This is a genomic window from Massilia sp. CCM 8734 (assembly GCF_011682155.1).
GTDB classification, from domain to species: Bacteria; Pseudomonadota; Gammaproteobacteria; order Burkholderiales; family Burkholderiaceae_D; genus Telluria_A; species Telluria_A rubra.
The window spans coordinates 1-13477 of record NZ_WHJI01000038.1 but is presented as its reverse complement, the minus strand read 5'-3'; the positions used below and the strand labels follow the sequence as shown (position 1 = coordinate 13477).

At 62.7% G+C, this 13477-nt stretch carries 15 protein-coding genes; 2 read left to right on the top strand and 13 right to left on the bottom strand.

The annotated features are described in order from the left end of the window. Positions 1–59: 59 nt before the first annotated feature. The 8 genes from F2P46_RS27210 to rpsP form a co-directional block, all read right to left on the bottom strand. Positions 60–509 (bottom strand): CBS domain-containing protein, encoded by a 450-nt coding sequence (locus F2P46_RS27210; RefSeq protein WP_166896149.1) that lies wholly within the window; start codon positions 507–509, stop codon positions 60–62. A 124-nt stretch (positions 510–633) separates the two neighbouring features. Then, positions 634–978: a DUF3579 domain-containing protein gene (locus F2P46_RS27205; protein WP_166896147.1), complete on the bottom strand. Its 345-nt coding sequence runs from the start codon at positions 976–978 to the stop codon at positions 634–636. A 309-nt stretch (positions 979–1287) separates the two neighbouring features. Continuing rightward, on the bottom strand, positions 1288–2265 hold the full coding sequence (locus F2P46_RS27200) for a CobD/CbiB family protein (RefSeq protein WP_166896145.1): 978 nt from the start codon (positions 2263–2265) through the stop codon (positions 1288–1290). Positions 2266–2493: 228 nt separating this feature from the next. Continuing rightward, positions 2494–3159, bottom strand: coding sequence for a CoA pyrophosphatase (locus tag F2P46_RS27195; protein ID WP_166896143.1), 666 nt, complete (start codon positions 3157–3159; stop codon positions 2494–2496). 67 nt (positions 3160–3226) lie between these two features. Next, the gene (gene rplS / locus F2P46_RS27190; RefSeq protein WP_054266855.1) at positions 3227–3613 is read right to left on the bottom strand and encodes a 50S ribosomal protein L19; all 387 of its coding nucleotides are present in this window, start codon (positions 3611–3613) and stop codon (positions 3227–3229) included. A 265-nt stretch (positions 3614–3878) separates the two neighbouring features. Further along, a complete protein-coding gene (gene trmD, locus F2P46_RS27185) occupies positions 3879–4625 on the bottom strand; it encodes a tRNA (guanosine(37)-N1)-methyltransferase TrmD (protein WP_166896141.1) in 747 nt (248 codons plus the stop codon). A gap of 23 nt (positions 4626–4648) precedes the next feature. Further along, a complete protein-coding gene (rimM, locus tag F2P46_RS27180; protein WP_166896266.1) occupies positions 4649–5191 on the bottom strand; it encodes a ribosome maturation factor RimM in 543 nt (180 codons plus the stop codon). 33 nt (positions 5192–5224) lie between these two features. Beyond that, positions 5225–5485 carry a 30S ribosomal protein S16 gene (gene rpsP / locus F2P46_RS27175; protein WP_166896139.1) on the bottom strand — a complete coding sequence of 87 codons (261 nt, stop codon included), beginning with the start codon at positions 5483–5485 and terminating at the stop codon, positions 5225–5227. A gap of 243 nt (positions 5486–5728) precedes the next feature. Here rpsP and F2P46_RS27170 point away from each other — a divergent pair, with 243 nt between their 5' ends. Further along, on the top strand, positions 5729–6145 hold the full coding sequence (locus tag F2P46_RS27170; RefSeq protein ID WP_166896137.1) for an NINE protein: 417 nt from the start codon (positions 5729–5731) through the stop codon (positions 6143–6145). On the opposite strand, the gene F2P46_RS27165 is transcribed toward F2P46_RS27170, so the two are convergent. Beyond that, on the bottom strand, positions 6136–8160 hold the full coding sequence (locus F2P46_RS27165; protein ID WP_166896135.1) for a hypothetical protein: 2025 nt from the start codon (positions 8158–8160) through the stop codon (positions 6136–6138). The genes F2P46_RS27170 and F2P46_RS27165 overlap by 10 nt on opposite strands. Before the next feature lie 170 nt (positions 8161–8330). Between F2P46_RS27165 and F2P46_RS27160 the strand changes: the two genes are divergently transcribed. Then, positions 8331–8915 carry a glycine zipper 2TM domain-containing protein gene (locus F2P46_RS27160; protein ID WP_166896133.1) on the top strand — a complete coding sequence of 195 codons (585 nt, stop codon included), beginning with the start codon at positions 8331–8333 and terminating at the stop codon, positions 8913–8915. 162 nt (positions 8916–9077) lie between these two features. Here the strand turns inward: F2P46_RS27160 and F2P46_RS27155 are convergent, their stop codons facing one another. The 4 genes from F2P46_RS27155 to F2P46_RS27140 all read right to left on the bottom strand — a co-directional run bounded on the left by F2P46_RS27155 (position 9078) and on the right by F2P46_RS27140 (position 13120). Then, positions 9078–10868 carry an acyl-CoA dehydrogenase gene (locus F2P46_RS27155; protein ID WP_166896131.1) on the bottom strand — a complete coding sequence of 597 codons (1791 nt, stop codon included), beginning with the start codon at positions 10866–10868 and terminating at the stop codon, positions 9078–9080. A 96-nt stretch (positions 10869–10964) separates the two neighbouring features. After that, a complete protein-coding gene (locus F2P46_RS27150) occupies positions 10965–11897 on the bottom strand; it encodes an electron transfer flavoprotein subunit alpha/FixB family protein (RefSeq protein WP_166896129.1) in 933 nt (310 codons plus the stop codon). Positions 11898–11937: 40 nt separating this feature from the next. Continuing rightward, the gene (locus F2P46_RS27145; RefSeq protein ID WP_166896127.1) at positions 11938–12687 is read right to left on the bottom strand and encodes an electron transfer flavoprotein subunit beta/FixA family protein; all 750 of its coding nucleotides are present in this window, start codon (positions 12685–12687) and stop codon (positions 11938–11940) included. A 205-nt stretch (positions 12688–12892) separates the two neighbouring features. Beyond that, positions 12893–13120 carry a sulfurtransferase TusA family protein gene (locus F2P46_RS27140; protein WP_054268154.1) on the bottom strand — a complete coding sequence of 76 codons (228 nt, stop codon included), beginning with the start codon at positions 13118–13120 and terminating at the stop codon, positions 12893–12895. Positions 13121–13477: the final 357 nt, after the last annotated feature.

Sequence of the window (13477 nt, the reverse complement as noted above, 5' to 3'; positions counted from 1 at the left end):
ACGGTTTGCCGTCCCCGGCGCGAGCCATCATACCAGAGGGCGCCAATCGCGCAGCCGGGCTACTGGCGCGCGCGTTTCTCGTCGCTTTGCTGGTGCGAGCTGATACGCGACAGTTCGCCCATTTCCTCGGCCAGGAATTCGAGCAGGTCGTCGACGCTGACAATGCCGGTCAGGCCGCCGGCGTTGTTGACCACGGGGACGCGCCGGATGCCGCGAAAACGCATCCGTTCGATCGTTTCGTAGACGTCGTCGTCTTCCGACGCGGTCAGGAGGTCGGCGCTCATGATGTCGCCCACCAGCAGGCTGGCCGGATCGAGCCCGAGCGCGATGACGGACACCACGATGTCGCGGTCGGTAAGAATGCCGACCGGAATGCGTTCGTCGTTGATTTGATCAATGACAACAAGGTCGCCAACGTGATGCTTGCGCATCAACAAGGCTGCGGCCTGGACCGTTTCGTCACCCTTGCAGTAACTGGATGGGACAGTGCAGATTTCGCATACGCGCATGATGGTCTCCTGAGCGGCTCGGCGCTCGTTACTTACGCGCGCACAGATGGGCGCGCAAAAGACTTAAACTAACGCGCTCTTTCTATTGCCGGTTTGATCTTGCTCAAAACACCGGTGATGCTTTTCAGATTTTAAGCTCGCCCGGTTCGGGCAGGATACAGGCGTCGATGATCTGGAGATCATTGTCCTTGGCGAAATTGAGGACGAAGTGGTAGGCCAGCGGTTCGAGTTTCTGGAGGTCGTTGTTGACCACCACGGCCTTGACGCCGTCGAGCATGGTCGGGCGTACGTAGGGCGAGAACTGGAGGTGGGCATTGCGCCCGCCCGAGCCTTCCGGGCGAAAGCAGGACATGACGCCGCACAGCCGCTCGGCCCAGTCGCTGGGGCGGAACTGCCTGCCATCGCTGGTGAGGCCAAGAATGAAAAACTCGTCGGCGAGTTTTTTCTTGCTTTCGGATAACTCGGCCATAGGGCGGGTCGTGGGAACAAGAAGATGCGTGGAGACGAAGGCGCAAGCGCCGGGCCAGTGAATCAGGTGCTGCTGTGCAACGCGAGTATTATATCTTATAGAAGAGTTGAACTTGCAGAATGATGCAGCCTGGATGCGGGAGGCGCCCTCCAATGTCGCCCCCCCCACCATCACCACGTCGTTCCCGCGCAGGCGGGAACCCAATGTCGTGCTGACGCCACTAGCGGATAAACAAACTTGGGTTCCCGCCTTGGCGCGGGAACGACGGTTTTCAATTCTGTGGTCAATTCCGAAAAGTCGGGAGCGGCATTACGTCGCCACCTGCCCAATATTAGCCAAACCAACCGCACCCGACAACAGCAACAGCAGCAGCATCCATAAAAGCAACGCCCGCCACACCAATCCGACCGTGCTTTGCAGCGCACGCGCGTTCGGCTCTTCCCCCGGCATCACTTCCACCTCGCTATAGGTGCTGTCCACGGTCGCCGCATCCGGCGGCAAGACCTTGGAGGCATTCTCGTTCGGCGTGCCCAGGCGCACGCCCATGGCGCCGCCGCCGGCCGACAAGATAATCCCGCGCGCTTCGTCGCTCCAGCGATGCGCGAAATTACGCCATGCATAAATGGCATCTTCAAAATTGCCCACCACCGCGAACGCGACTGCCGTCAAGCGCACCGGCAGCCAGTCGATCCAGTAAAACGCGCGCGCGGCGAACTGGCCGAACGCTTCATTGCGCATGTGATCGGGTTCATTCCACGCGCGCGCCAGGTATTCCGACACGCGGTACATCACCGCACCGGCCGGCCCCAGGATCAAGAACCAGAAAAACACCCCGAACACATTGCGGTGCGTGGTCAGCAGCGACTTTTCGACCGCGATGCGGGCCACTTCCGACGCTTCCATGCCGACCGTGTCGATGCGCGCCCACTCCGCCAGCAGCGAGCGCGCGCCGGCCTCGTCGCCGCCGCTCAGCGCTGCCTGGATCGAACTGAAATAATGGCTGTAATGACGGAAACCCAGGGTCAGGTACACAATCAGCACATTCCACGCAAACGCGATGAACACCAGCTGGTAGTTGTACAGCAGCCAGGAAATCAGGGCGGTCGGGCCGACCAGCAGCAGGATGACCAGCACCCAGCCCATGCGTCCATTGCTGGCGTCGCCCGCGTTGAACCAGCCCTCCATGCGCATCGCAAAACTCTTGATCTCCGCATAAATCAGATTGTCTGCCCGCAGCGGCTTGAGCTGTTCGATCAGCAGCGCGCAGAGAATGGAGAGAAATGTCATCGACGGTCCTTTTGTACTTTTTGAAATGAAGCAGCAGAGCAATTCATCAATGCCCGCTACGATAGCGCAGAGCACCGATGGAATCAAACATATTGGCGCTGCGAGCCGGCAGGGGATTGCTCCCAGACCCACGCAGTAGCGCTAAATTCGGAGCCGTCATTCCCGCGCAGGCGGGAATGACGGCACTACATTTTTTGGCGAGAAGTGAGCATAAAAGCCTTGCTCCGTTCAGGCACGCAGGAAGTGAAACAGATTGCGCAGCATGCCGGCGGTGGCGCCCCAGATAAAGAAGCGATCATACGGCATGGCGTAGAAGCTGCGCTGTCCCGCCCCTTCGGGCAGTTCCAGCGAGAGGCGCTGGTGGTTCATGCCGTCCATCAGGAAGTGCAAGGGCACTTCGAAGATTTCTGCCACTTCGTTGGCGTCGGCGGCCAGCTCGAATGGAGGCGCGATCAGGCCCACCACGGGCGTGACCCGGTAACCGGTGCCGGTAATATAGTCGGGCAAGGTGCCGATCACCTCCACATGGCGGCGTTGCAGGCCGATTTCTTCCTCGCTCTCGCGCAGCGCCGTGGCAATGGCCGAGGCATCATAACTTTCGGCGCGTCCGCCCGGAAAGCTGATCTGGCCCGCGTGCGCCGACAGATGCGCGGTGCGCACGGTCAGCAACATGCTCAGCCCGGCGGGGCGCTGCACCAGCGGCAGCAGCACCGAGGCCGGCATCAATTCCTTGCGCCCGCCCCAGGATTCGCCCGGCGGTTCAGGTTGCCAGTCGGGCGGACTGGCGAAGCGCTGGCGCAGCCACGCCGGCGTGAGGCGCTCGGGGGGGAGCGCCGCTTCGCCACCGAGGGCTTGAACAGGTAGTTTTTCTGGATCGAAAATAATCTTGGGCAAGGGTATTGTCCTTCAAAACGAAAAAAGGCATCCGGACAGGATGCCTTTTTTGCAACGCAGATGCCGATTACTTGGCAGCGGCTGGAGTTGCAGCGCGACGGTTTGGCAGTTTTTCTTTGATACGTGCCGATTTACCCGAACGCTCACGCAGGTAGTACAGCTTGGCGCGGCGAACATCACCACGACGCTTGACTTCGATCGATGCGATCAGCGGGGAATACAGCTGGAACGTACGCTCGACGCCTTCGCCGGACGAGATCTTGCGAACGATGAAGTTCGAGTTCAGGCCACGGTTACGACGGGAGATCACGACGCCTTCGTATGCCTGGGCGCGCTTGCGGGTGCCTTCGACCACGTTGACGTTGACGATAACGGTATCGCCAGGTGCGAAATCAGGAATAGTCTTGCCCAGACGGGCAATTTCTTCTTGCTCAAGTTGCTGAATCAAATTCATTTTTAGGACTCCGATAACCATCTTGCTGGCGCTGCATTCGCCCAGTAGAGGATGGGGTTACTGATGCGGGCGACATTGCCTGCACAGTGGTACTGCACTTAGTAAGTGCGCATAAATTCTTGTAATTTCTAGCTTCCATAAGCGGCGCCTTGCTGCGTTGCCCACCGCTAGCAGTGCTCGCACTGCGTCGCGGCGGGCGCCTTGCAAGGCATCCGCTTCTGTTCGCTATAAATCACAATAATTTCTGCACACTTACTTAGCAGATTTACAAACCTGCAAGAAACTTTTCATCGGCCTTGCTCAGCAGTCCGGCGCTGCGCGCACGGGCCAGGAGATCGGGCCGTTTCTGGGCGGTCGCTTCGAGCATGCGCTCGCGCCGCCACTTGATAATCTCGGCGTGGTTGCCGCCCATCAGGACCGGCGGCACCGCCACGCCTTCATACGTATCGGGACGGGTGTAATGGGGCGAATCGAGCAGGCCGTTGACGAAACTGTCTTCGAGCGCCGAGGCGTCGTCGTTCAGTACGCCCGGCAACTGCCGCACCACCGCATCCATCAGCGCCATCGCCGGCAGTTCGCCGCCCGACAGCACGAAGTCGCCGAGGCTGATTTCCTCGTCGACGCAGCGGTCCAGCAAGCGCTGGTCGACCGCTTCATAGCGTCCGCACAGCACGATCAAGCCCGCTTCATCCTTTAAATCCATCACCCGGTCGTGCGTCAGCGCCCTGCCCTGCGGCGACATGAACACCACGCGCGGCACCGGCAGGTCGAGCATCACCTGGCGCTGCTTGGCGGCGCCAATGGCCGCTTCCAGCGGCTTGGCCAGCATCACCATGCCCGGTCCGCCGCCATACGGGCGGTCGTCGACGGTACGGTGCTTATCGGTCGTGAAATCGCGTGGATTCCAGGTCGACAGGCCCCAGCGTTTTTGCTCGAACGCGCGGCGGGTCACACCCGACTGCGTCAGCGCGGCAAACATCTCGGGAAACAAGGTCACGACATCAAATTGCATGGCGCTCCCGCCTTGTTGCGGTCTTAATAATCCAGACCCCAGTCCACCGTGATGGTCTTGCTTGCCTGGTCAACTGTTTTGACAAACTGGTCCACAAACGGAATCAGGCGCTCGGGCGCCTTTGCATCGTCTGCGGTACCCGACGCGCTATCCGGCACCGGCGTAATGCGCAAAATCGATTGCGCGCCGTTATGCATCATGTCGGACACCAGCCCCAAGGCCTCGCCTTGCAGGTTCACTACATTGAGCCCGATCAGATCGGACCAATAAAATTCATCGGCCGACAGTTGCGGGAATTGGCTGCGCGGGATGGAAACAGCGGCGCCTTTCAGCGCCTCCGCAGCATCCCGCCCGAGCGTACCTGCCAACTGGGCCACGACGTCGCCGCCGTGCATTTTCGCAGTCCGTACGGAGACGGATTGCAGGCTGGGTTTATCCAGCCACCAGGTTTTCACGCTCAGCAACCCATCCGCGTCGGTGGAAAACGGGGTGACCCGAATCGAACCGGTGACGCCAAAAGCGCCAGATACGTACCCGACTTGCGTCAGGTCGTCAGGGACTTGCACCCCGGATGCTGTACCGCTCAAACCCGGACCTGCTTAGGCTGCTGCTACTGGAGCTGCTGGCTGGCTGTTCACCAGACGTGCAACGGTTGGCGACAATTGTGCGCCAACGCCTTGCCAGTAAGCCAGACGGTCTGCGGTGATACGCAGGCCGACTTCGCCACCAGCTGCCATCGGGTTATAAAAACCGATGCGCTCGATGAAGCGGCCGTCGCGGCGATTGCGCGAGTCCGTTGCAACGATGTTGAAGAACGGGCGCTTCTTGGCGCCTCCACGAGCTAAACGAATAACGACCATAATAATTCCAAAAAGTTGTGCTGGGCGGAAAAAGCCGACAATTATAGCGCGCAATGCCGCGCAGCAGCAAGCGTTAGTGACAACAGGGCGCGCACTTCGGGGCGAATTGAAGATTATCGCTTATTTTGGGGCGAACCGCCAACTGCATCGTGGGGGTATCGTCGGAACCATCGGGCATCGGGCCGTGCGTTCCTTGCGAAATTGACCGATACTGCCAGCTTTCCCGCATCCGTCTACCGCCTCATGTCCCCATCGCACAAAAACAAAACCTTCGCCAGCTTCCTCGCCCTGATCCTGGGCGCCCTCGGCGCGCACCGCTTTTACCTGCGGGGCAGCCTCGACAAGCTGGGCCTGCTGCACGTGGCCAGCCTGCCCGTTGCCGGGCTGGTCATTGGCCTCGTACCCGAGGCCAACTGGTTCTTCAAGATCCTGCCGCTGGTCGTCTCGGCCATCGTCGGCTGCATCGAAGCGCTGGTGATCGGCCTGATGCCCGACGAGAAGTTCGACGCCGCCTTCAACGCCGGCTCAGGCCGCAAGTCGGAATCGAACTGGCCACTGGCAGTGTTGTTGGTTTGCACAATGCTGGTGGCGGCGACGATGGGCATCTCCACCCTCGCCCGCCTGTTCGACCTGCTCAGCACCGGCGGCGCCTACGGCTGACGCGCATCCGGCGTCATCTTGCCGTGCCGCTCGCGCCGCTTGATGTCGCCTTTCAGGCGCGCCGCGCGCTCCTCGCTTGACTCGATCCGCAAGGCGGAGCGCTTGGCCATGCTCGATGGATTGAGCACCAGATTCGCTTCCCAGCTCGCGCCCGGCTTCATCATGAGGGGCGCCGGCAGGCGGTCCACGGCGGTGACGTCGATCCACGGCGCAATGCGCTCCAACACCAGCTTGACGCGCGGCCTGATGGCCGCCTCGCCGATGCGTCCGCGCTGGCCCCAGCCGATGATCGGCTCGCTGCCGGTGGTCTGGTTGGCATAGGCCACGTCGTAGCGCACGTTATGGCGGTAGCTCATCATGAATTCCTCGAACAGCATCGCCAGGTCCTCGCGCGAACTGTCGCCCTTGTTGACCGAGTAGGCGTAGTCGTCCGATGCGCGGTCGGCGCCGAAGAAACCGCCGATCTCGGCCGCCGTGTAGGACTTCTGCGCCGCCGTGGCCGTCTCACCCTGGTACAGCACCTGCCCCATGGCCAGCATTTCGGCCGACTGCAGCGGATACTGCACCGCCAGCGCGTCCGACGGCAGCGTGCGGCTGCCGACGCGCTCGGCGATGTTTTCCCAGATCGAACGCTGCGGATTGACGGCGCGGTTGACCGACGGCAGGAAGTCGTTGGCGTGCGCCAGCTCGTGGTACAGCAAGCGGCCCAGGTCGTACAGCAAGTCTTCCGTGGTGCGCGTCACGCGCGTGGTGGATGGATAGCTGCGGCGCGCCTGCTCGTTGTTTTTCACCGAACGGCCCAGCGGAATGAAGTTCAGGTCGTCGTCGAAGGCGGAGCGGTAGTCGGGCACCTCGGTGACCACGTCGCGCTGCTCGGCGCTCAGCCACAGGTTGTTGGCGTCCAGGTAAATCGCCCCGGTGCCGGCGCTGTAGAAACTCGGCCGCACATGCGAGCCAATCACGATGGCGGACGTGCTCGCCAGCAGGCGGCGGAAGTCGCTGTTGGGGTCCTGGGTCAGCAGGAACTGCTCGAAATTGGCGCCCAGGAAGTCGTGCGACACCAGCACCCGGCCCATGATCTGGGCCACGCTCGGCACCACGCCCACGCCCGCTTCGGTCTGCAGCGGCGGCAGCTCCTGCGCGCGGCACAGGGTATTGTTGGACGACGTATCGTAGTACACCTTGACGTCGTAAGCACACTTGGCCAGCACGCCCGCGTAGGCGCTGGCCTGGCGGTACGGATGCACGCGCGCGGTGGGCGTGTTGAACAGGGTGTCGGCGTTGCCGGGCACCTGCTGGTCGAGGCTGATCAACACGTCGTCGCTGTCCTTCACGCCGCTGCTGGTGGTCATGGTGGCGCGGAAACGCAGCGCCACGTCGGTGCCGGAGGTGGGCGCCTTGAACATCAGCAACTGGTCCTTGGCGTCCATCGTCACGGTCGGGCCGCCGACCTGGGTCCAGACGATGCTGGCGATGGTGTCGCCGCCGCTCAGGGTCGGCCAGGCGCGCACCGAGGTTTGCACGCCGGGACGCACGGAATGGTCGGCGCGCAGGTTGATGAAGCTGCCGGCCGGGGCGTCGCCCACGGTCACCTCGGTCGAGAGCGACAGGCGCGCGCCGTCGGCCAGGGTGACATCTGCGCGCAGGACGATCACGCCCTTCTCGCGCGTTTCGAACGACACGGTCGGGCTGCGCGCCGCTTGCAGCGTGACCGCCGGGCCGCTCACCTGGCTCCAGCTCACATCGGCCAGCGGGCCGCCGCACGAGAGCACGCTGGCGCCGCCGGCCTTGCCGGCAGCGACGGTTTTATCGGCCACGATATAGGCCTTGCAGCCATCGGGCTTGACATCGCCCGGCGTGGGCGTGGGCGTGGGCGTCGGCGTCGGCGTCGGCGTCGGGGTGTCGACCTTGCCGGGGACGTTGCTCGGATTGCCGCCGCCGCCGCCGCAGGCGGCGAACAGGGTGGCGATGGCCAGGGCTGCCGGAAGGCGCACTGCGTATTGATGAATGTTCAAGATATGTCCTGTTGGATAAGGCGAGCGTGGGATGTAAAGACCATCTTGCGATTATAAACAGATGGGCGCGGGCGAAGCACATCCTTGCCACGAATAATTGCTGTTCCAAGTGATCTACAATGCGGCATGCCGCTCGTTGGCGAGCACGATAAACCGATCAGGAGAAGAAAATGATGAAACTCAATTTGACGCTGGCGTTGGTACTGGCGCTGGGCAGCGTGACGGACTCGGCGCAGGCGTCGTCGGCGCAGTTGCGTGCCGCCGATACGCAGTACGCGCAGGACCGCGAGATCTGCAACGACGAGCGCAACGACGGCCAGCGCATGAAATGCCTGCGCGCGGCGAAGGCCGAGAACAACCGCGCGCTGGCGGCGGCACGCGGCGGCGAGCGTGACGACCGTCGCAACGACGCGCGGGCGGTGTGCCGCGACTGCGGCAAGGTGACGGCGGTGCGCAGCGCGCGCCAGAATGGCCAGGCCAATGCGCTGGGCGTGGTTGGCGGCGGCGCCGTGGGCGGGCTGCTGGGCAATCAGGTCGGCAGCGGTTCGGGACGCACGGTTGCCACCGTGGCCGGTGCGATCGGTGGTGCGTATGCGGGCAAGAAGATCCAGGAACGCGCCAATGCACGCACGGTGTGGACGGTGGATGTCCAGTACGACAACGGCCAGCGCCGCTCGTTCAGGTTCAACAACCAGCCGGGGATGCAGCGCGGGGATCGCGTGCGCAATGCGGGCAATTCGATTCGCAGGTCGTAGGGATAAAGCCACCGCCACCGTCGTTCCCGCGCAGGCGGGAACCCAAGTTTGTCGAGCCGTCTGTTGCTGCGGCAGGAACTTGGGTTCCCGCCGAGGGCCGCCTTGGCGCGGGAACGACGAGGTAGTGGTGGGAACGACAGTTACGGGTGCGGTGGGGCTGACTTAGAACTGGTCTTCCGTCAGCGCCAGTACCCCTGCACTACCTTCCACAATCGCGATGCGCAATCCCGACGCCTGGGTCAGGATGTGATCGGCAAAGAAGCGCGCCGTTGCGATCTTGGCCTTGTAAAAGCCCGCGTCGCCAGCGCCGCCGTCGATTTTGGCCTGCGCCACCAGCGCGGCGCGCGCCATCACCCAGCCACCGAGCACAATCCCGGCCAGCTTCAGATACAGCACGCTGCCCGAAAACACGCCCTTGATGTCGCTCTTCATGTTCGCGGCGACGTACTCCACCACCGCTTCGAGCGCCACGCTGCCGTCGACCAGCGCGCGATGGATCGCCTTGAAGTCGGCGCCCTCTTGCGCCGCCAGCAGCGCCTCGGTCTCGCGCACCTGGCCGATGATCGACTTGGCCACGGCGCCGCCGTCGCGCACCGTCTTGCGGCCCACCAGGTCGTTCGCCTGGATCGCGGTCGTGCCTTCGTAGATCGTCAGGATCTTGGCGTCGCGGTAGTGCTGCGCCGCGCCGGTTTCTTCGATGAAGCCCATGCCGCCGTGAACCTGCACGCCGTCGCGCGTGACGTCCTGCGACAGTTCGGTCGACCAGCCCTTGATGATCGGCACCAGGTACTCGTACACCGCCAGGTTGGACGCGCGCACGGCCGCATCTTCGTGGTGGTGAGCGACGTCACTGATGCCCGCGCCCACATACGCCAGCGCGCGCGCCGCCTCGACCTGCGAGCGCATCGACATCAGCATGCGGCGCACGTCAGGGTGGTGAATGATCGATACCGGGCCGGCCGAGCCGGCCAGGTCGCGCGACTGCACGCGGTCCTTGGCGAAGGCCACGGCCTGCTGGTAGGAGCGCTCGGCCAGGCCGATGCCCTGCAAGCCCACGCCGAAGCGCGCCGCGTTCATCATGATGAACATGTATTCGAGGCCGCGATTCTCTTCGCCGACCAGGGTGCCGATCGCGCCGCCGTTGTCGCCGAACTGCAGCACCGCGGTGGGGCTGGCCTTGATGCCGAGCTTGTGCTCGATCGAGACGCAGTGCGCGTCATTGCGCGCGCCCAGCGAGCCGTCGGCGTTGACCAGGAACTTCGGCACGATGAACAACGAAATGCCCTTCACGCCCGCAGGCGCGTCCGGCGTGCGCGCCAGCACCAGGTGGACGATGTTCTCGGTCAGGTCGTGCTCACCGTAGGTGATGAAGATCTTGGTGCCGAACACCTTGTAGGTGCCGTCGCCCTGCGGCTCGGCGCGCGTGCGCACGGCGGCCAGGTCCGACCCGGCCTGGGGCTCGGTCAGGTTCATGGTGCCGGTCCATTTGCCCGACACCAGCGGCTCCAGGTAGGTCGCCTTCTGCTCGTTCGAACCAGCGGTCAGCAGCGCTTCGATCGCGCCGTCCGACAGCAAGGCCACCAGCGCGAACGAGATGCTCGACGCGTTGAGCATCTCGATGCACGGCGTGGCCACCAGCTTCGGCAAGCCCTGGCCGCCGAAATCGACCGGATGCTGCACACCCTGCCAGCCGGCTTCCGCAAAGCCCTTGAAGGCCTCTTTGAAGCCCTTGGAGGTGGTTACCTGGCCGTCGTGCCAGAAGCTCGGATCCTTGTCGCTGGCGTAGTTCAATGGCGCGACGACGTTGGCGCAGAATTTCGCGTTTTCTTCGAGGACTGCTTCGACCGTGTCGACGGTGGCGTCTTCGCAACCGGGCAGCGTGTTGACGGTGGACAGTCCGGCCAGTTCGTTCATCACGAACAGCATGTCTTTCAGCGGGGCTTTGTAAGTCACCTTGATCTCCTAAAATTGCGCTTCCAATGGACGTGTAGGGTGGGCACAGGGTTCCCGTGCCCACCCTACAGGTGTTTGCTGCAGATGCTTTTCGTCTTAGCCGAGTTGCTTGACCAGGTCAGGCACAACGTCGAACAGGTCGCCCACGATGCCGTAGTCGGCCACCGAGAAGATCGGCGCTTCCGGATCCTTGTTGATCGCGACGATGGTCTTCGAATCCTTCATGCCAGCCAAATGCTGGATGGCGCCGGAGATGCCGACCGCGATGTACAGCGATGGCGCTACGATCTTGCCGGTCTGGCCAACTTGCCAGTCGTTCGGCACGAAGCCGGCGTCGACCGCTGCGCGCGAAGCGCCCATGGCGGCGTTGAGCTTGTCGGCCAGCGGCTCGAGGATCTTGAAGTTGTCGCCCGAGCCCATGCCGCGGCCACCGGAAACGATGATTTTCGCGGCGGTCAGTTCAGGACGATCCGACTTGGCCAGTTCGCGGCCGACAAAGGTCGACTTGCCCGAATCGGCAACCGCGCCGATGGCTTCGGTGACAGCCGAGCCGCCTTCGGCCGCGGCCGAATCGAAACCGGTGGTGCGCACGGTGATGACCTTGATCTTATCAAGCGACTGCACGGTGGCGATGGCGTTGCCGGCGTAGATAGGACGCTCGAAGGTGTCCGGCGAATCGACCTTGGTGATCTCGGAGATCTGCGCCACGTCCAGCTTGGCGGCCACGCGCGGCAAAATGTTTTTGCCGTACGCGGTTGCCGGCGCCAGGATGTGCGAGTACGATTGCGCCAGCCCCAGGACCTGCTCGGCCACGTTTTCGGCCAGGCCGTCGGCGTGGTGCGGGGCGTCGGCGACCAATACCTTGGTCACGCCGGCGATGGCGGCCGCTTGCGCCGCTGCGCCGCCGCAGTTGCTGCCAGCAACGAGGATGTGCACTTCGCCGCCGCACTCGATGGCAGCGGTGACGGTGTGGTGGGTGCTTCCCTTGAGGGAGGCGTTGTCGTGTTCAGCAATGACTAATGCGACCATGATTTTTCCTGTATTTTTAGGTGAGACGGCCAGGCCGCGATCAGATAACTTTGGCTTCGGTGCGCAGCTTGGCGACCAGGGTCGCCGCATCCGGCACCTTGATGCCGGCCGAACGCTTGGCTGGCTCGACGACTTTCAGGGTCTTCAGGCGCGGGGCGATATCGACGCCCAGCTCTTCCGGCTTGACCACGTCGAGCGGCTTTTTCTTGGCCTTCATGATGTTCGGCAGCGTGACATAACGCGGCTCGTTCAGGCGCAGGTCGGTCGTGACGATCGCCGGCAGGGTGAGCGACAGGGTTTCCAGGCCGCCGTCGACTTCGCGCGTGACGGTCACTTTGCCGTCTTCGAGCACGACTTTCGAGGCGAACGTCGCTTGCGGCCAGCCCAGCAGGGCGGCCAGCATCTGGCCGGTCTGGTTCGAGTCGTCATCGATGGCTTGCTTGCCCAGGATGATCAGCTGCGGTTGCTCCTTGTCGGCCAGCGCCTTGAGCAGCTTGGCCACGGCCAGCGGTTCGAGCTCGGCGCTCGTTTCGACCAGGATGCCGCGGTCGGCGCCAATGGCCATGCCGGTGCGCAGGGTTTCCTGGCACTGCGTCACGCCGCAGGACACGGCCACCACTTCGGTGACCTTGCCGGCTTCTTTCAGGCGCATCGCTTCTTCCAGCGCGATCTCGTCGAAAGGATTCATCGACATTTTGACATTGGCGATATCGACGCCGCTGCCGTCGGATTTCACGCGCACTTTGACGTTGTAGTCGACCACGCGTTTGACGGGAACCAGGACTTTCATAGGGGTGCCTTTGGAAGAATGAATAGGGTGACTTGACTAAAGTGGCCTAGATTATAAGAGAAAAACCGTTTTCCCGCCAAATTTAAGCACGATCGTGCGATTTTTAGCTAGAGGAAAACACCTAATCATCGGTCTTTGTCATGAAATTGGGAAATTGTCTGAGGAAAATCGCGGGGCGTGCCGGTGCGCTGCCCCGTCCGGGCACTTATTTGCGGCGCATCAAAAAGATGAATTCGCGGCCGTTCTGGGTGTGGGAAACGAGTGCATTGCCGGTCTGCTTGGCAAAGGCCTGGAAGTCACGCACGGAGCCGGTATCGGTGGCGACGATGCGCAGCACTTCGCCCGTTTCCATTTCCGCGAGCGCCTTCTTGGCCTTCAGGATCGGCAGTGGGCAATTGAGTCCCCGTGCGTCGAGTTCCTTCTGGTATTCCATGATCTCGCTGTCGAAAGTTGTATCGCTCATCGCTTGCTCTTAGGGTGGATTAGACTACTCACCCAACAAATATACTCCAAATCCGCAAATTTGACGCACCGCACCAATATTAAAATTGCTTGTTGCATGGTCACAACGACAATAACGGAACTGCAACTGAAGTTGTAAGCTGCGTGTAAGAATCGTCTGAAGGACTTTGTCAATCGGTAGGCGCCGTACCGTGACGTATGGTTAAGCTGTCACTGTCGTGCCCCCCCCCCCGCCCCCCCCCCCGCCCCGGCCCCCCCCCCCAAAACACCCCCCCCGCCCCCCCCCCCCCCCCCCCCCCCCCCCCCCCAACCCCGCCCCCCCCCCCGG

Coding starts and splice junctions, on each gene's coding strand:
- F2P46_RS27145 (WP_166896127.1), bottom strand. CDS start 12,687: ATGAAAGTCCTGGTTCCCGTCAAACGCGTGGTCGACTACAACGTCAAA.
- F2P46_RS27160 (WP_166896133.1), top strand. CDS start 8,331: ATGATGAAACTCAATTTGACGCTGGCGTTGGTACTGGCGCTGGGCAGC.
- F2P46_RS27210 (WP_166896149.1), bottom strand. CDS start 509: ATGCGCGTATGCGAAATCTGCACTGTCCCATCCAGTTACTGCAAGGGT.
- F2P46_RS27205 (WP_166896147.1), bottom strand. CDS start 978: ATGGCCGAGTTATCCGAAAGCAAGAAAAAACTCGCCGACGAGTTTTTC.
- rplS (WP_054266855.1), bottom strand. CDS start 3,613: ATGAATTTGATTCAGCAACTTGAGCAAGAAGAAATTGCCCGTCTGGGC.
- rpsP (WP_166896139.1), bottom strand. CDS start 5,485: ATGGTCGTTATTCGTTTAGCTCGTGGAGGCGCCAAGAAGCGCCCGTTC.
- trmD (WP_166896141.1), bottom strand. CDS start 4,625: ATGCAATTTGATGTCGTGACCTTGTTTCCCGAGATGTTTGCCGCGCTG.
- F2P46_RS27170 (WP_166896137.1), top strand. CDS start 5,729: ATGTCCCCATCGCACAAAAACAAAACCTTCGCCAGCTTCCTCGCCCTG.
- F2P46_RS27200 (WP_166896145.1), bottom strand. CDS start 2,265: ATGACATTTCTCTCCATTCTCTGCGCGCTGCTGATCGAACAGCTCAAG.
- F2P46_RS27150 (WP_166896129.1), bottom strand. CDS start 11,897: ATGGTCGCATTAGTCATTGCTGAACACGACAACGCCTCCCTCAAGGGA.
- F2P46_RS27140 (WP_054268154.1), bottom strand. CDS start 13,120: ATGGAATACCAGAAGGAACTCGACGCACGGGGACTCAATTGCCCACTG.